Here is a 15,831-nt window from a genome sequence, read left to right as displayed (position 1 = left end):
CCTGTCGGAAGTCTGGGTCATCAATGGCCTCGGCCATGCCTGGTCTGGTGGCGATCATCGCGGCTCCTATACTGATGTGGCCGGGCCGGATGCGAGCGCCGAAATGGTCCGATTTTTCTTTTTGGAAGGTGGGTGAGCCGAGCGAAGACAGGTCCCTGCAGCAGCATGTCTGCGGCCGATCTGGAAACTCAGACCCTGGGCTCCGCGTTCTGGACCAGAACACCCAGTTTGACATGGTGAAAGCAGGGAGCAGCAAAGCTTGGCTCAGGCGACCAATGAGAAGCCCGATGAAGTGACGGATTGCGCCATCATCGGATGCGGACCAGCAGGACTGACAGCGGCGATCTATCTCGCGCGCTTCCTGCGCCGTGTCACGGTCTTCGACGGCGGAAAAAGCCGCGCATCCTGGATCCCGAAGTCGCACAATCATGCGGGCTTTCCATGCGGGATCGAGGGGCGAGAACTTCTCGCGCGGATGCGGCAACAAGCTGAGCAATTCGGCGCGAATATCATTGAAGAACGTGTCACCTCGATTGAGCGTGAGAATGACGAATTCCAGCTTTCCCATCAAAGCGGCAAAGGCTGGTACAGAACCGTCCTGCTGGCAACCGGTGTTGTCAATCGCAAGCCATCGATCAATGAAACAATTCATAAAGAGGCAATGGATGCTGGGTTTCTTCGCTACTGCCCGATCTGCGACGCCTATGAGGCCAGAAAACAGAAAATTGCGGTCCTCGGCGCGAACGGGGCTGGGGTCGCAGAGGCTCTGTTCCTTCGTCAGTATTCAGATTCCATAACCCTGCTGACGCTGAAGGAAAGCGAACTTCAGCCTGCTCACAAAGAGGCTTTGGCGAATGCAGGAGTCAAGGTGGTGCTCTCTCCGGTCGTAAAGTTCGATTTCACCTCGAATGCAACTGTCGTCCTGATGGATGGCACAAAACTCCAGTTCGACACGCTCTACCCCGCACTTGGGACGGACCCCAACAACGAACTAGCCATTTCGCTTGGTCTGGTGGTTTCCGGGGACAAATGCCTGATTTCAGACAAGCACCAGCGACTTGGGATCAAGGGGCTCTATGCGGATGGCGACATCCTGTCAGCACTTGACCAGATCAGCGTGGCCATGGGGCAAGCCGCCATCGCCGCAACGACCATGCACAACGACTTGCGCGAGGAAGCAGGAGAGATCTGGAAGCCAGTTTAAGGGGTGTCCTCCTTCCGGCTTCGGTCGACTTCTGCCGAAGTCAGGCAATGCCCGAGACTCCCATTTCTTTGGACTGAGGGCATCTTGGGGCTTCCGTAAGGGGGGTGCCGAGCGCGGTGGCGCCGTTTCGCACGCCGACGCGGACCTGAACATCTGCGACCTGACGATCGAAATCCCCGATCGAGACGATGACGGTCCGCCGCTCCGAAGTCGAACACCTGTTTGCACGATCAGGGCCTGGATGGGCACCACCCATTTCCTGACCCGAAAGCGAGGCGCGTGCCGAGGCAGCAGGCTGACACGAACTGCGCTGCTCGATGCGGGCAGAGCATTTAACCTTTCGCGTCTTCCAGACTTTTGCGGTTCAGAACGCCGGCTCCAACACCTTGCGCAACAACGCGCGGGCGCGATTCACCCGGCTCTTGACGGTGCCGATATCGCACCCGAGGATCCGCGCAGTATCGAGATAGCTTTCGCCCAAGGCACCCACCAAGATAATCGCCTCGCGGTAATGCACGGGCATATCCCGCAAGGCAGCTGCCATCTCCCGGGCCTGCAAATGCCACTCTTGGTCCGGTTTGACCTGTGGAAGCAATGACACGCAATCAGCGGCTCCGGTGCGTTCTCGCGCAGCCTTTTGGCAATTTGTAAAGAAACGGTTGCGCATGATGGTCAGAAGCCAGGCCCGCATATTCGTTCCCGGCTGATAGCGATGGGCGTTTTCTATGGCGCGTAACAAGGTTTCCTGCACCAGATCATCCGCATCTGGAACAGACCTACATAGCGCACGCGCATAAGCTCGGAGTGCTGGAATGTACCCGAGTATGTCGTCCGACATTACCGTCCTACTCCCCCATGTACCGATGAGGATCCAATGCTGGGCCGGGAGGGACGGTTCCCTGTGAAATTGCGCGTCGGCGGAAAACTGCGCGGCTGTCAGTGTTTAAGGAGCGGGGCGATTTCGACGCTGTCGTGCGTCCTCGAGCGCTGTTTCCAAACGCTTCGCGAGTTCGCGCAGGCGTGGCGAAATAGGTTCTTTCTCCGTCTGCGCCAGCAGCTCGGCCAAAACCTTGTCGATTTCAGGATCGACGATGGGGCCGCTTTCACTGTTGGCCATCGGTAACTCCTCTCACTAAGCATGACATATTTTAACTGCCCCGGACAAGTTGGCGAGTCTTGCCAACCTGAATATTCGTCCAGTGTTACATGCAATACGCTCACATTGAGACGATGCCGTTTTTTCGCTGCGTTCAGCAACAATCTGCCAAGCCGAACACAGCGTTACTGCAGAGCATCGGGCGAAGGTGATCCCTGAACTGCGACCTCTCCGTCGCTCGTTGATCGCCTCCACAGCATCGCGGCAAACTCATGGCGAGGGACACGGGTGAGGGAAATCTGGCAGGTCCAAGATAAATAAGTTGCTTGATCTCACATGGTGCGATCCTTTCTTTGGAATCGAAGGAGTCCTATCGGACAAATCCGCCACGGCAGCGCCACGATCGAGCCAGCACCAATACGAGCCGAGATTTCGGTCGGTTCAGCCGCTTCCAGAATTCATCACCCCCCGCATCAGCCGCTTCCTCATTGAGACGGCGTCGCCGAAGGGGTGGGTGGGGGCTGAGGCAGGTCATCGACAGGCCCAGCCACTTCGCCCGGCATGATCGGATCGGTGGTCTCATCGCTCAGCCACCAGACGAACCCCAGGCCCACAAAGATCAGGATCGCGATGATCGTGACAATTGGAACCAGATGATGACGCTTCTGCTTTTCAATATTCGTTCTCGGAGCGGACATGGTTATGACTTCTTGTGCTCGGGCAAATCTTCGTGCGACGTGGAGGCTAGGTCTTTCAGCTCCTTCTCGGTCATCGAGTCGTACATCTGCCGCGATGCGCCACGCAGCTCGCCTTTTGGCGTCTCGCCACGCTTGGCGGCCAGGGCAGCACCTGCGGCTTCCTGCTGGGCTTTCGACTTGGCGGGCATGCTCTTCTCCTTCCGTTCGGACCGTCGCGATTTCATCGCGCGCCGCGGTGACAGGGAGGATCTTCAACCGCGAACTGCGCTGAATGTTCCAGCCGCGACGCCCCTATCGCGTTCTTGGTGGCGCTCCATGCCGCTATTCCTCTGGAAAGCCCGGAAAGATAAACTGCTTGGAGCGCCGATGAGTCCTGTTCGCTTGTCTCATCTTCCGCGCTGCGCGTGTGGAAGCAGCCCGGATGTGTTGACCGTATCCCTGCTTTCGCTGATCTGGCTCAGCGCAATGCTGGCAAGGCGTTACTCGATGACCGCGCAGGCCAGGCGGTCGCCGGCCGCTCCCGAAGGCTGGCTGGAGTAGTCGTCGGCCTTCGCGTGGACCATCAAGGCGCGGGATTTGATGCTGTTCTCTCCCTCGGACAGGGTCGCCGAAGGGTTGAAGACCTCGATCCGCGCAAAGCCGGTGGCATCGACGCGCTGATTGGGCATGTCACCGGCATGGGGGCCGGTTTCGGAAAGATAGCCATGCTCGACCCCGGACGGATTGAAATGCCCGCCCGCCGAGTCATGTTTGGTCGCGGGATCGCAGGTGCCGGTTTCGTGGATATGGAACGCGACCCAGCTTTCGGGCGGAAGCTCTCCGATCTCGGCTTTGATCAGCACGCCCGCTGCGGTTGCCGTCAGGCTCGCGCTGCCGATCTCGGCGCCGTCGGTGTTCACGAATTTGGCCGTGGCGTCCTGAGCCATGGCTGCGACCGGGAAAAGCGTGATGGCGAAAATCATTGAAAACTGCTTCATTTTAACCTCTTTGATGCATGGGCATAAGTCCGGGACCCAACCGCGATGGGCGCCGTTTGTTCCTGAACGCGTGGCTCTGCGGCCTGCAATCGCCGGTGGCGGCCGCGCAGGAACCTTTCGCGCTGTTCCCGGTTAGACCGCCATGGCACCGCGATATTTCTGGAAAGGCTATCTGAAACTGTCGCTCGTCACCTGTCCGGTGGCGCTGATCCCCGCCACGACCGAGGCTGATAAGCTGCGTTTCCATACGCTGAACGCCCGGACCGGAAACCGCGTGCAAAGCCGCTATGTCGACAGCGTCAGCGGCAAGACCGTGCGCGAAAAGGACGAGGCGCGGGGCTATCCTCGCGGCGAGGATGATCATGTGCTGATCGAGGATGACGAGATTGACGCGCTGGCGCTTGAAAGCACACTGACCATCGATATCGAGCTTTTCGTGCCCGCCGACAGCATCGGCTGGATCTGGTATGACAAACCCCATTACCTGACCCCCACCGACAAGGTCGGCGAAGAGGCGTTTTCGGTGATCCGCGAGGCGATGGCGGCCTCGGGCACAGTCGGCATCTCGCGGCTGGTGATGTATCGGCGCGAATACGCGGTGATGCTGCAACCGGCGGGCAAGGGGATCATCCTCTGGACCCTGCGCTTTGGCGACGAGCTGCGCGACACCCCGCCAGTGCCAGACGACAAGCCCAGCCCTGCAGCGCTTCGGCTGGTGACGCGGCTGATCAAGGAGCGCACCAGCAAATGGGACCCAAAGATGGTTGCGGACCCGGTTCAGGCGCGGCTGCTGGAAATCATCGCCAACAAGAAGAAGGGCCGGAAATCGCCTGACAGAAAGAAGGCCGCCGAGCCTGCAAACAATGTCATCGACATCATGGATGCGCTCAGGAGATCGCTCGCGACCGAGAAGAAGGGCGGAAAGTAAGCGGGCGCGCGGCCTTGCGAAACCCCTCCCACGGGTCTGGCAGATCCGAGCGGACGGTATAGCTTGCAGGCCCGATCTGTGACAGCACTTCCCATTCCACCGGGGTCGAGACCGCCGCACCGGGCCGGGCGCGGGTCGAATAGGCGGCCACGGCGGTCGCACCCCTCTGGTTGCGCAGATAGTCGATCAGAACCTTGCCCTTGCGTTTGGATTTGGTGATCGTCGCAACATAAAGATCGGGCGCATCGCTGGCCATCGCCATGGCCATTGCCTTGGTGAAGGCCTTGACCTCGGGCCATTTCGCATGGGGTTTCAGCGGCGAAACCACATGAAGCCCCTTGCCGCCCGAGGTCTTCACGAAAGCAGCCAGCCCCGCGTCCGTCAGCCGCTGCCGCAGCTCCGTCGCGGCCACAACGATCTGGTCCCAGCTTGCGCCCTCACCGGGATCGAGGTCCATGATGATCATGTCGGGACGCTCCAGATCCTCCAGCGTCGCACCCCAGGGGTGAATTTCCAGCGCAGCCGATTGCACCAGAGAAATGAGACCGTCGAGACCCGAGATCGCGATCAGCGCCTCGCCCTTGTCGTTTGGCTGGTCGGTGCTGGCGTTGATGCCCTTCCACGGGTGCTTCTGAAAAAACCGGGGTCCATCGATGCCATCTGGACAGCGCAGCAGGGCCAGCGGGCGGTTGACGACGAAGGGCGCGATTTCAGGCCAGACCCGGCTGTAGTAAGTCGCAAGCTCTTCCTTGGTCACGCCCGGATCTGGCCAATAGATGCGCTCGGGATGCGTCAGATTGATTCTGGCTTTGGGCGCATCTTCGCGGGTGACTTCGGTGGCGGGCTTGTCCTCGCGCAGCCCGCGATACGCGGCATGACGCAGATGGCCATCGGCCGTCCAGGCGCTGAAATCGACCTCTGCCACCAGTTCCGGGGTGACATAGATGGCCTCTCGGGCAAGCTTTTCCCCAAAGGGGCTGGTCTTCCGGCGCAGCGGCTGGAGGCGTTTGAACAAATCGGCCGCAGCCTTGCGGGTAAAGCCCGTGCCAACCCGGCCGACATGCTGCAACCCGGGCTCACGCGCGTCATGGACGCCCAGCACCAGCGAGCCGATGGCGTCTGCCTGCGCCTGCGAGGGGACATAACCGCCGATGACGAATTCCTGGCGCGCCGAGCATTTCGACTTCACCCAGGCCCGCCCGCGACCCGAGCGATAGGGCGCATCGGCCAACTTCGACACAATACCCTCAAGGCTCATCCGGCAGGCATGCCGCAACACCATTCCTCCGGTCTCGGCGAAATGGGCGCTGTAGCGGATGGCGCTGGTCCGCAGGATACGCTCGAGCGAAGCTTTGCGCGCGGTCATCGGCTCGTCCCGCAGGTCGTGGCCGTCGAGGTACATGAGATCGAAGGCATAAAAAAGAAAGCGGTCAGCTCGACCATCCGCAAGATCCGCCTGCAAGGCCGAGAAATCCGAGGCCCCGGCATCGCCTTCCACGACCAGTTCACCGTCGATGATCGCCGATTTCAGCGCGAGTTCAGCGAATTTTCCCGCCATATTGCCGAATTTCTCGGTCCAGTCATGGCCGCTGCGGGTCAGAAGCGTCGCCTTCCCCTCGTGGATATGCGCCTGCAGGCGATAGCCATCAAACTTGATCTCATGCACCCATTTTTCACCCGAGGGCGGCTTGGATTGCAGCCGCGCAAGCATCGGCTGGATGAACCTGGGCATTTCGGCCTTTACGCCCTGCGCGAGGGAGCCGTCCTTCGACGACCAGCCGGGTGGTTCGTCCTCGACTTCGGCCAGACCGCGCCCGGACGAGACTGAATCCGGCTCCTCCTTCAGGATATCGCCCTTTTTTCGGGCATATTCGTCATCGGCCTTGATCAGCAGCCAGTTTTCTCGCTTTTCCCGGGTTTGCATCCGCACCAGATGCCAGCGCCCTTTGAGTTTCTGCCCCGAGAGTTCGAATTCGAGATGGCCCTTGGCATAGCCCTTTCCCGGATCGCCAATCGGTGTCCATGTGCCGCGATCCCACAGGATGACGGTGCCCGCCCCATATTCGCCCTTGGGAATGGTGCCCTCGAACGTGCCATATTCAAGCGGATGGTCTTCGACATGCACGGCGAGCCGCTTGTCGTCAGGGTTCAGGCTTGGGCCGCGCGTCACGGCCCAGCTTTTCAGGACACCTTCCATCTCGAGCCGGAAATCATAATGCAGCCGCCTGGCGTCATGTTTCTGGATGACGAAGCTGTTGCCCTTTTTGCGCGAAATGCTGCCCTTAGGCTCGCTGGTGGCAGTAAAATCGCGCATCTTTCGGTAAGGTTGAAGCGACAATTTCAGACCGCCTTGCGCTTGCTCTGGGCTTTCGTCGTCGGCTTTGCGCTGGCGCGCAGAGCCTCGATCAGGCTGATGACCTTGGGTTTTTCTGCCGCGCGGCGCGGCAGTTTCCGGCCCTCCTGCTTGGCCTTGACCAGTTCGATCACTGCCGCTTCATAGCGATCCTCGAAGGTCGCGGGATCGAACTTGCCCATCTTGGTCCGAATGATGTGCTGGGCAAGATCCAGCATCTCGGGCTCGATCTTGGCAATGCGGATGCTGCTGAAAACCTCGTCAGCGGCGCGAACCTCATAGTCGTAATTGAGCGTCGTCGCGATCATTCCGGCACCGTAAGGCCGGATGAGAAGATTGCGCATCCGTCGAAACAGCACGGTTTGCGCCAGCGCGGCAACCTTCTGCTTGACCAGTCCCTGCCGGATCAGCGCGAAAGCCTCGGCGGCCGAGCGGTCGGCGGGGGCCAGATAATAGGGGCGGTCGAAATAGACCGGGTCGACCTCATCGCAGCGGATGAAATCCGTGATGCCCAGCGTCTTGTCGCTGTCCGGTACGGTCGAGGCGATCTCTTCATCGGAGAGCATGACATATTCGCCACCCGAGATTTCATAGCCCTTGACCTGATCGTCACGCTCGACCTCTTTGCCGGTCTCGCCGTCGACGAACTCACGCCTGACGCGATGGCCGGTGGCGCGGTTGATGGTGTGAAAGGCAATGCGGTCCGAGGTCGAGGCCGCGCTATAAAGCGCGACCTGACAGCTGAGATCCGCAATCCTCAGCACGCCTTTCCAATTTGCGCGCGAGGCCATCGGCGGGCTCGTCTCTCCGCTCATGGCGCGGGTCGCAAACCCTCCTCGCGGTCCCAGGCGCGGTCGGCCAGCCTGGCGACGACACCCTTTGCGTCCTTATGATCCAGGGTGAACGCGTCCTGGCCGCCATTGGCCTTGTCGAGAATCTTTCGCCCACCCGGGCAGAGGCCAAGAGCCTTCAGATGGCTCCAAGCCAAGGCTGCAAATTCAAGCGCCGCGGGGTCATTGATCAGCGCCTCGTAGCCCTCTTTGCCCGTGGTGATGACCACGGCGTCGAAGATCAGTGAGGGCGTCCCGGCAAGCTGGCCGTCCGCCGGCAGAACCGAACCGTCCGACAGCGTGGCGCCGCCGACCTTCTGGCTGACGATCACGCAGCTTGCGCCCGCCGTCCTGGCCTCGTCCTGCAGCGCCTTCACGACAGCGGCATCTGCGCCGTCGCCCACCAGAATTCCCAGCTTGCGCCCCTTGGGCGCAGGCGTCGCATGCTTCAGGATCGCCAGCGCGGGCGAGGGTGGCAGGTCCACCGCCTTCCTTGCGGCAGGGGCAGCGTCGGGCAGCTTGTCCATGCCCAGACCGTTTGCCACCCGCATTGCCACCTCATCGTCGATGTTGCGCAGCTGCGCCAGGACGGCTTCGCGGATGGCTTTGATGCTGACCTTCGACAGCTCGAACACCAGCGCTCCGACAACATGATTCAGCTCTGGCTTCGACAGCGAGCGCAGGAACATGCGCGGCTGGCTATAGTGATCCGCAAAGGTCTCCGCGCGCAGACGAAGCTTCTGGGTCGCATCATTGCCCAAGGCATCCGTGTCGGTGGTGCTGCGAAACCCGCCCTTGGCATCTGCCCGAGGACCGCCGATTTCTCCGGCCTTGGCAAGCGAGTTCGGCTCGTAATTGGCGCGGCCTTTCGGGATCTGTGTTTGCATCATGCCGTCGCGCTGGAAATTGTGCATGGGGCAGCGCGGTGCGTTGATCGGGATCTGATGGAAGTTCGTTGTCCCCAACCTGGATTTTTGTGTGTCGAGATAGGAAAACAGCCGCCCCTGCAGCAGCGGGTCTGCCGAGAAATCCATGCCGGGCAGGATATTCGAGGGCAGAAAGGCGACCTGATCGTTCTCGGCAAAGTGGTTGTCGGGGTTGCGGTTCAAGGTCATCGTCCCGATCAGCTGGACCGGCACCTCTTCCTCGGGGATCAGCTTGGTCGCATCGAGGATGTCATAGGGCTGTCTGGACGCCCAATCCGGGTCGATGACCTGAATGCCCAGATCCCATTCGGGATAGCTGCCCGCCTCGATGGCCTCGTAGAGGTCGCGGCGGTGGAAATCGTTGTCGGCCCCCTGAAGCTTGGCAGATTCGTCCCAGATCAGCGACTGGATGCCCAGACGCGGCTTCCAGTGATAGCGGACGAAGGACCCTTTGCCCTCGGCATTGATCAGGCGGAAGGTGTGGATGCCGAAGCCTTCCATGAAACGCAGACTGCGCGGGATCCCGCGATCGGACATGGCCCACATCACATTGTGAAGCGTTTCCGGCATCAGCGAGACGAAATCCCAGAAGGTGTCATGAGCCGATGCTGCCTGCGGATAGCCGCGGTCTGCCTCCATCTTCACCGAATGGACGAGGTCGGGAAACTTCATCGCATCCTGGATGAAGAAGATCGGAGTGTTGTTGCCGACGAGGTCCCAATTGCCTTCCTCGGTATAGAACTTCACCGCAAACCCGCGAATGTCGCGTGGGGTATCGACCGAGCCAGCACCGCCCGCCACGGTCGAGAAGCGGACGAATACATCGCAGCTATTGCCCGTTTTCTGAAACAGCGCGGCCCGGGTCAGTTCGGGAATGGCCTTGCTGACCGTGAATGTGCCGTGCGCGACCGAGCCGCGCGCATGGACAATCCGCTCCGGGATGCGCTCATGATCGAAATGGAAGATCTTTTCGCGCAGCACGAGATCTTCAAGCAGCGTCGGTCCGCGCGTTCCGGCCCGGAGGCTGTTCTGGTTGTCCGAAATCGGAACGCCGTGGTTCGTCGTCAGACGGGCGGCCTTGTCATCCGTCACCTGCTGAAGCTCGCCACCGTTGCCGGTTTCCTGCGCAAACGGCGCGCTGATCGGATCGCTGTTGGTGCCGTCTTGTCTGGGCACAGAAGCAGGGTTCGTTTCCGCAGGGGTGTTCGATTTCGCCATGGCTTCCTCTCTTTCGGGCTGCTGAACGCATGCAGTTCCGCCGAGGTGTCAGCGGCACCAGGTTCGTTGCTGCCGCTCAACGCGGCGCAGCCGATTTTGTTCACTTGCGGGTTGCAAACTGCAGCTGACTTGCCCTCAAGCGACCTGCCGTTCAGGGAACTTTCCGCGTTTATCCCGTGTTCATCGAGGACGAAACGGACGACGAATCTGCCGTCATGTCACTGCGGATCCTGCTTGTGGAAGGGTATTGTGCGTGGCCGATTTCGATGCAGAGACCCGGAAGGATGACTTGCGTGTCGGCACGCCGCTTTGGGTCAAGACGCCGCACTCGACATTGGCGGCGAAAAGGACACTCGACAGAAAACACGCCGATGTAGTTGTGGTTGGCGCCGGGATCAGCGGGGCATTGGTGGCGGAAGCCCTGACGCGCCAAGGCCGCGATGTGTTGATCCTTGACCGTCGCCCGCCGGTGCGCGGATCGACCGCGGCCTCGACCGCCATGATTCAGCATGAAATAGACGTGCCCCTCACCCGGCTGCAAAACCGGATCGGCAGTCGCGCGGCCAATGCGGCATGGCGACGGTCGGTAAAGGCCGTCTACGATCTGGTGGATCTGAGCCGAAGGCTTGGCATCGAATGTTCAATGGAAAGCAAGCCCGCAATCTACATCGCGGGAAATCTGCTGGGCTCTCGCGCCCTGAAAGCCGAGACAGATGCCCGTAACGCCATAGGCATCGAGGCGCAGTACCTGGGAAAGTCCGAACTGCTAAAGCGCTATGGAATGGATCGATCCGGCGCGATCCTGTCGCCTGCCTCCGCGTCAGCCAATCCCGCTCAACTTGCGACAGGGCTTCTGGGGGCGTCCCTGAAGCGCAAAGCGCAACTCATCAGCCCGGTCGAGATCACGGATATGGCAGAGCTTGCGGGTGGCGTGGCCCTGGCGACCTCTGATGGTCAGGTCATCACCTCGGATCACGCAGTTTTCTGCACCGGATATGAATACCTGCACCAGATGAACACCCCTGCACATCATGTGACGTCGACCTGGGCCTTGGCCTCTCGTCCGATGTCGGGCCTACCCGAGTGGATAAAGACCACCATCGGCTGGGAGGCGGCGGATCCTTACCTCTATTTCCGAACAGACGCAGCCGGACGGATCATCGTCGGTGGCGAAGATGAGGATGCAGGAAACGCCAACAGCGATCCGGCCAAACTGGCAAGCAAGACCAAGCGCATCGCCGAAAAGTTCGAGGATCTCACCGGCATCCGCATCGGCAGGCCCGCCTATGGATGGGCGGCACCTTTCAGCGTGACGCGGGATGGCCTGCCCATCATCGACAATGTTCCGGGCTTTGGCCGGATTTTCACGCTGATGGGCTTTGGCGGCAACGGCATCACGTTCTCGATGATCGGCGCGCAGATCATTGCCGCCCGCATCGCGGGCGACACCGACCCGGATCAATCTGTCTTCCGCTTTCGCTAGATGAGGGCACCCGACTGGAGAATATCGTCCCTTTTGAGGCTGGCCGCATCTGGTTCGACGGAGCTCCAAGGCTGTTCCTGCTTGAGATCGTCTTCCGCAGCACCTTCGCCTATCTTTATTGCTTCCTGCTGATCCGGCTTTTGAATGCGCGTGCGGTCGCGCAGATGTCGATGACGGATATGATCCTGGTCATCGCGCTTGGATCGGCGGTCGGGGATCTGACATTCTATGAGGATGTGCCGATTTTCCATGCGTTGGTGGCAATCACCGTGATCGTCCTTCTGACCAAGTTCGCCGATCGAGCGATCCATAATCAGGACTTTCTCAAGCGCGCACTGGCCAATTCGCCGGTCATGCTTGTCCGGGACGGCGTGATCGCCATGGAGGGCGCCTCTCGCCGGGATCTGAACACATTGGAAGTCATGGAGCTGTTGCGCATTCATGGCGTCCGGAACCTTGGCGAGGTCGAATGGGCCTTCATGGAGGCGGGTGGTCAGCTTTCTGTCTTTCTGTTCGATGCCGCCCGCCCCGGCTTGCGCATCGTCCCCCCGCTGGACATGCAACCGGCTCGCGCGCCTTCCGCGCCGCCGCAGGAAGGCGCGCAGGCCGCCTGTCGCTGTTGCGGGCTGACCACCGCCGCGCTGGCGCGCAAGGATGCCGACTGCCCGAACTGTGGTCAAAATGAGTGGTTGGCGGCGTCTGTGCGGTAGCCCCGCGCCTCCCCGGGGGAACCGATCAGCGAATTTGCCAGTTTTGATCGTGACGAAAGTTCAACTTCGCCGCCGCGTTTCAAGCGGCGCTCATCAGAGGAGAACCGAATGGCCGATTCACAACGCGAGGAATTCTGGGACCGCCTTGAGGACGTCCGCGCCGGCATGCTGGAGATCGACGGGGCCTTCCTGCCCATGTCGCACAACCTGGAACCGGAAGACGGCAACATCTGGTTCATCACGGCCAAGGGCACGTCGATGGCAAGGGCCGCCGGCGAAGGGGCCCGAACCCGATATATCGTGAGCGACACCGCACAGGGCATCCATGCCGAGATCAAGGGCCAGTTGGAAATCTCCCACGACAAAGAGAAGCTCGACGAGGTCTGGAGCACCGTGGCTTCGGCCTGGTTCGAAGACGGCAAGAGCGACATCGATATCGTTCTCATTCGGCTGATCCCTGCCTCGGCCGAGGTATGGCTGGGCCCGGAGAGTGGCCTCGCATTTCTGTTCGACCTGGCCAAAGCCAAGATCTCTGGAAAAAAGCCGGATTACGCCCCGAAATTTTCACTGAGTTTCTAGGCTTGCGTTGTGGGTGGGGGATAGAAGGGCGCGCGATGGAAACCCCGACACAAGAGTGCCACGGCCACGCTCGCCATGCGATCAGCATTGACGAGGGTTTCGGTGCTTCGGATCGAGCTCTGGTTCGAATGATCGCAAGCTCAGACCGCGGAACCTGGCCGGGAACGGGGCATCCACATCAGCAGCTGTCTAATCTTCCAGCTGGCCTTTGAGCCACGTTTCAAGAGCGCGGAAAGGTCTTCTGTCAAATCCGGCTGTCCGTTTAGGGAGGGGAGATATGGCGGAACGGTTTGGTCGTCCTGTTACACCATCAGGGACGTCTTTCTATTATCGTGAGACCGATCTTTCTGGACTCAGGATATTGCTTTATCAAGATGTTAGTATCTTGGAAGAAGACGTGGAGATTCATATCAGAAGCGGCGGCGCTAACATTTTCCGCATTGAGTGCCGCGACGGCTTGCCGGTTGAATCGATATTGGAAAAGCACCAGGATATCTACGAATTTGATATCGGAATAGTATATACATCAGACCCTCGCCCAATCTCGGATATGTTGGCATCATGCGACTTTCCCTTTATCATTTTTACTGATCGCCCAGAACACTGTCTTTCGTGGTACCCTGCCGCGTTATGCGTTCATACTGAAGACGGTCCCGAAGCACTTGCCTCGTCTATTCTGCTGCAGATGGCAGTCCGAAAAGCGGAGCTCAACAGCATGCCGGCCGAAACTCCGGTGATTGATTGGATACCACGTCTGCGCGCCATGGCGCGGTTTCTGGTAAAAGATCAAAGCGTGGCCGACGACATTCTCGCAAGAGCAATGACCGAGGCGTTAGATTATGTTGACGATCTGGCCTCTGACGGTGAGGTGGGCGCACTTCTGGTAATGTTAATCGAGCGCATATGGCATCGTGAAAAAATGTCGCGCCTGACCTAAATTTCGGAAAATAAGGGCAAAGGAAACGTGGGCAACGGCGCTGATATGCGTCGCCGTAGACCACGGCGAGCCCGTTGCAGAGAGAGATTGGGGACCTACGCATAGCTTGTGGTGACCGGCACTGAACCAGCCTTCTTCTGGAACAAAGCTGAGACTTGTCGGTTGATACGACTCAACTGTCGTGTCCGCTATGACAATATGCTCATCGAGACGATTGCCAAGGGCTCGCTTTTTGGCCCCAGGGGCTTGCTGCCACTGTAGACAGCCTTTGCATCTCCCACTCGACCGCGTTCAGGCCGAGCTTTGACGCTGTCTACGTCGGAATGGCCTAGACGTTGGCGGCACCAGAGTTGTCAGCAACGAAATCACGAAGAAAGGTAACGTCATGGAGACCTACCCCAAGCCACCCTTTCCAAAACAGCATCAATCACTACCGGGCAGCTTCCAGGACATGGACCCTGTGCCAGATCATGGCGAGAGCAGTTGGGTGGGGCATGGGCGACTGAAAGGTATGGTCGCGCTGATTACTGGTGGCGATAGTGGGATCGGTCGGGCCGTCGCCATCGCTTATGCACGCGAAGGCGCCGATGTGGCGCTCTCCTGGCTGAACGAGACAAAGGATGCGGCTGACACAGCCGACCTCGTCCGCAAGGCAGGCCGGAAATGTTTATCGATCGGTGGAGACATCTCTGATCCAGACCATTGCCGTAAGCTGGTGGAGGATGTCGTCAGCAATTTTGGACGGATTGATATTTTGGTGAACAACGCAGGACATCAAAAACTGTTTGATCGGATCGAAGACATCTCCGACGAGGAATGGCGCAAAACCTTCGCAGTCAATATGGATGCGGTCTTCTATATAACCAAAGCGGCCGTTCCCCATATGGCCCGCGGCGGATCTATCATAAATACAGCCTCGATTAACTCTGACGTGCCCAACCCAAAGCTTCTTGCATATGCCACGACCAAGGGCGCAATCCAGAACTTCACAGCGGGTTTGGCGCAGCTTCTTGCAGATAGCGGAATTCGCGTGAATGCGGTGGCGCCCGGTCCCGTCTGGACACCACTAATACCCGGTAGCTTTTCGCCTGATGAGGTGGCGGAATTCGGCAAGAATTATCCCCTGAAACGGCCCGCGCAACCCGTCGAACTGGCATCTGCCTATGTGATGCTGGCAGAGCCTATGTCAAGCTACCTCACCGGCGCCACAATTCCAGTAACCGGCGGCAAGCCGATGCTCTGAAGGGATTATGCTATGAACAAGTCTTCACTGATGTTTTTGTTCGGCGTTACGCTAGGTTTGAGCTTTGCTTGCTTCTCTAGAGCCGCGCGCGAACGAAATTATGACAATCGGCCCAAGCAGTACATTCGTCCTGCGGGTCGTTCTCAGATGCAGAATCCACCCAAGGAATGGGACATGGTTGATGAACAGGGCGATGAATCCTTTCCCGCAAGCGACCCCCCTGGGAACTACTAAGAATGTTTAGCCAAGGTTAATAACATAAGTCGTTCTGCTTGCGTGTCCACGGAAAGTACGAACGGTCGTTTGGATGCTTTCGAACTTCTCAATGAAGTCGATGGCGCTTGCTGCGATTTTTCAAATCCATGCGCCTGAGAACAGCATTCGTATTGCCAAGGAACTTACGGCACCCATTGACGTTGGAATTCGCATATCGCTGCAAATATGCTTGGAGGAGACGGTATGAACAGCATTATCTATCTGGTTGGACTGGTCGTCGTCGTTCTATTCATTCTTAGCGTGTTAGGTCGTGTTGACAAAAGGGATTCCCCTTGGGCTTGGGGCATGATTCAAGCTGGCATCTGCGATGGAGACCAGCTTGGCACGAGACCTTATGTCGGACGAGGAGTGGGCGTTCTTTGAGCGCTTCATC

Annotated in this window: 17 protein-coding genes and 1 pseudogene; 9 read left to right on the top strand and 9 right to left on the bottom strand. The window is 59.3% G+C overall.

Annotated elements, in window-relative coordinates; all coding sequences use genetic code 11:
• Together FNJ84_RS22505 and FNJ84_RS20510 are read left to right on the top strand one after the other, a co-directional pair.
• A pseudogene (locus tag FNJ84_RS22505) lies at positions 1 to 136 on the top strand (poly(3-hydroxybutyrate) depolymerase); the annotation flags it as partial.
• 123 nt (positions 137 to 259) lie between these two features.
• Entirely contained in the window at positions 260 to 1,204 is a 945-nt protein-coding gene (locus FNJ84_RS20510) for an NAD(P)/FAD-dependent oxidoreductase (RefSeq protein WP_221932020.1), read from the top strand.
• Positions 1,205 to 1,568: 364 nt separating this feature from the next.
• Here FNJ84_RS20510 and FNJ84_RS20500 read toward each other — a convergent pair whose 3' ends face one another.
• From FNJ84_RS20500 to FNJ84_RS20485, 5 genes are all read right to left on the bottom strand, one after another.
• Positions 1,569 to 2,042, bottom strand: a complete 474-nt coding sequence (locus FNJ84_RS20500) for a sigma-70 family RNA polymerase sigma factor (RefSeq protein ID WP_143795038.1) — start codon at positions 2,040 to 2,042, stop codon at positions 1,569 to 1,571.
• 105 nt (positions 2,043 to 2,147) lie between these two features.
• On the bottom strand, positions 2,148 to 2,321 hold the full coding sequence (locus FNJ84_RS22100; RefSeq protein ID WP_185968623.1) for a hypothetical protein: 174 nt from the start codon (positions 2,319 to 2,321) through the stop codon (positions 2,148 to 2,150).
• Between the two features lie 464 nt (positions 2,322 to 2,785).
• A complete protein-coding gene (locus FNJ84_RS20495; RefSeq protein WP_143795036.1) occupies positions 2,786 to 2,998 on the bottom strand; it encodes a hypothetical protein in 213 nt (70 codons plus the stop codon).
• 2 nt (positions 2,999 to 3,000) lie between these two features.
• Positions 3,001 to 3,186 carry a DUF3008 family protein gene (locus FNJ84_RS20490; protein WP_143795034.1) on the bottom strand — a complete coding sequence of 62 codons (186 nt, stop codon included), beginning with the start codon at positions 3,184 to 3,186 and terminating at the stop codon, positions 3,001 to 3,003.
• Between the two features lie 291 nt (positions 3,187 to 3,477).
• Positions 3,478 to 3,975 (bottom strand): superoxide dismutase family protein, encoded by a 498-nt coding sequence (locus FNJ84_RS20485; RefSeq protein WP_143795032.1) that lies wholly within the window; start codon positions 3,973 to 3,975, stop codon positions 3,478 to 3,480.
• Between the two features lie 142 nt (positions 3,976 to 4,117).
• Between FNJ84_RS20485 and FNJ84_RS20480 the strand changes: the two genes are divergently transcribed.
• Positions 4,118 to 4,903: a Ku protein gene (locus FNJ84_RS20480; protein WP_143795030.1), complete on the top strand. Its 786-nt coding sequence runs from the start codon at positions 4,118 to 4,120 to the stop codon at positions 4,901 to 4,903.
• Here the strand turns inward: FNJ84_RS20480 and ligD are convergent.
• The 3 genes from ligD to FNJ84_RS20465 are packed head-to-tail and all read right to left on the bottom strand — an operon-like array spanning position 4,863 to position 10,230.
• Positions 4,863 to 7,241, bottom strand: a complete 2,379-nt coding sequence (gene ligD, locus FNJ84_RS20475; RefSeq protein WP_143795029.1) for a DNA ligase D — start codon at positions 7,239 to 7,241, stop codon at positions 4,863 to 4,865. The genes FNJ84_RS20480 and ligD overlap by 41 nt on opposite strands.
• A gap of 2 nt (positions 7,242 to 7,243) precedes the next feature.
• On the bottom strand, positions 7,244 to 8,071 hold the full coding sequence (locus FNJ84_RS20470; RefSeq protein WP_255471358.1) for a Ku protein: 828 nt from the start codon (positions 8,069 to 8,071) through the stop codon (positions 7,244 to 7,246).
• Entirely contained in the window at positions 8,068 to 10,230 is a 2,163-nt protein-coding gene (locus FNJ84_RS20465) for a catalase (RefSeq protein ID WP_143795027.1), read from the bottom strand. The genes FNJ84_RS20470 and FNJ84_RS20465 overlap by 4 nt, the downstream gene beginning before the upstream one ends.
• 253 nt (positions 10,231 to 10,483) lie before the next feature.
• On the opposite strand from FNJ84_RS20465, the gene FNJ84_RS20460 reads away from it, so the two are divergent.
• The gene (locus FNJ84_RS20460) at positions 10,484 to 11,713 is read left to right on the top strand and encodes an FAD-binding oxidoreductase (RefSeq protein WP_143795025.1); all 1,230 of its coding nucleotides are present in this window, start codon (positions 10,484 to 10,486) and stop codon (positions 11,711 to 11,713) included.
• Here the strand turns inward: FNJ84_RS20460 and FNJ84_RS22095 are convergent.
• Positions 11,710 to 11,964: a hypothetical protein gene (locus FNJ84_RS22095; RefSeq protein WP_185968622.1), complete on the bottom strand. Its 255-nt coding sequence runs from the start codon at positions 11,962 to 11,964 to the stop codon at positions 11,710 to 11,712. The two genes, FNJ84_RS20460 and FNJ84_RS22095, sit on opposite strands and share 4 nt — an antisense overlap.
• On the opposite strand from FNJ84_RS22095, the gene FNJ84_RS20455 reads away from it, so the two are divergent.
• The 5 genes from FNJ84_RS20455 (at position 11,854) to FNJ84_RS20430 (ending at position 15,821) form a co-directional block, all read left to right on the top strand.
• Positions 11,854 to 12,423, top strand: coding sequence for a YetF domain-containing protein (locus FNJ84_RS20455; protein WP_363323878.1), 570 nt, complete (start codon positions 11,854 to 11,856; stop codon positions 12,421 to 12,423). The two genes, FNJ84_RS22095 and FNJ84_RS20455, sit on opposite strands and share 111 nt — an antisense overlap.
• A gap of 108 nt (positions 12,424 to 12,531) precedes the next feature.
• Positions 12,532 to 13,002 carry a pyridoxamine 5'-phosphate oxidase family protein gene (locus tag FNJ84_RS20450; RefSeq protein ID WP_143795021.1) on the top strand — a complete coding sequence of 157 codons (471 nt, stop codon included), beginning with the start codon at positions 12,532 to 12,534 and terminating at the stop codon, positions 13,000 to 13,002.
• Positions 13,003 to 13,279: 277 nt separating this feature from the next.
• Complete coding sequence (locus tag FNJ84_RS20445) at positions 13,280 to 13,939, top strand: hypothetical protein (protein WP_143795019.1); 660 nt, start codon at positions 13,280 to 13,282, stop codon at positions 13,937 to 13,939.
• Between the two features lie 385 nt (positions 13,940 to 14,324).
• Positions 14,325 to 15,182, top strand: coding sequence for a glucose 1-dehydrogenase (locus FNJ84_RS20440; protein ID WP_143795018.1), 858 nt, complete (start codon positions 14,325 to 14,327; stop codon positions 15,180 to 15,182).
• A gap of 459 nt (positions 15,183 to 15,641) precedes the next feature.
• Positions 15,642 to 15,821, top strand: a complete 180-nt coding sequence (locus FNJ84_RS20430) for a hypothetical protein (RefSeq protein ID WP_185968624.1) — start codon at positions 15,642 to 15,644, stop codon at positions 15,819 to 15,821.
• Positions 15,822 to 15,831 lie beyond the last annotated feature (10 nt).

Origin of the sequence: Paracoccus sp. M683 (genome assembly GCF_007096355.1) — a bacterium.
In the GTDB taxonomy this organism is placed as follows: Bacteria; Pseudomonadota; Alphaproteobacteria; order Rhodobacterales; family Rhodobacteraceae; genus Paracoccus.
The sequence above is the reverse complement of the archived record's forward strand: the minus strand, read 5'-3'. Positions and strand labels throughout refer to the sequence as shown.

Bases quoted from the DNA above. Each gene is read 5' to 3' on its own strand.
- FNJ84_RS20465 (WP_143795027.1), bottom strand. From the start codon at position 10,230: ATGGCGAAATCGAACACCCCTGCGGAAACGAACCCTGCTTCTGTGCCC.
- FNJ84_RS20495 (WP_143795036.1), bottom strand. From the start codon at position 2,998: ATGTCCGCTCCGAGAACGAATATTGAAAAGCAGAAGCGTCATCATCTG.
- FNJ84_RS20480 (WP_143795030.1), top strand. From the start codon at position 4,118: ATGGCACCGCGATATTTCTGGAAAGGCTATCTGAAACTGTCGCTCGTC.
- FNJ84_RS20440 (WP_143795018.1), top strand. From the start codon at position 14,325: ATGGAGACCTACCCCAAGCCACCCTTTCCAAAACAGCATCAATCACTA.
- FNJ84_RS20430 (WP_185968624.1), top strand. From the start codon at position 15,642: ATGAACAGCATTATCTATCTGGTTGGACTGGTCGTCGTCGTTCTATTC.
- FNJ84_RS20450 (WP_143795021.1), top strand. From the start codon at position 12,532: ATGGCCGATTCACAACGCGAGGAATTCTGGGACCGCCTTGAGGACGTC.
- FNJ84_RS20490 (WP_143795034.1), bottom strand. From the start codon at position 3,186: ATGCCCGCCAAGTCGAAAGCCCAGCAGGAAGCCGCAGGTGCTGCCCTG.
- FNJ84_RS20485 (WP_143795032.1), bottom strand. From the start codon at position 3,975: ATGAAGCAGTTTTCAATGATTTTCGCCATCACGCTTTTCCCGGTCGCA.
- FNJ84_RS20500 (WP_143795038.1), bottom strand. From the start codon at position 2,042: ATGTCGGACGACATACTCGGGTACATTCCAGCACTCCGAGCTTATGCG.
- FNJ84_RS20470 (WP_255471358.1), bottom strand. From the start codon at position 8,071: ATGAGCGGAGAGACGAGCCCGCCGATGGCCTCGCGCGCAAATTGGAAA.
- FNJ84_RS20445 (WP_143795019.1), top strand. From the start codon at position 13,280: ATGGCGGAACGGTTTGGTCGTCCTGTTACACCATCAGGGACGTCTTTC.
- FNJ84_RS22100 (WP_185968623.1), bottom strand. From the start codon at position 2,321: ATGGCCAACAGTGAAAGCGGCCCCATCGTCGATCCTGAAATCGACAAG.
- FNJ84_RS22095 (WP_185968622.1), bottom strand. From the start codon at position 11,964: ATGGAAAATCGGCACATCCTCATAGAATGTCAGATCCCCGACCGCCGA.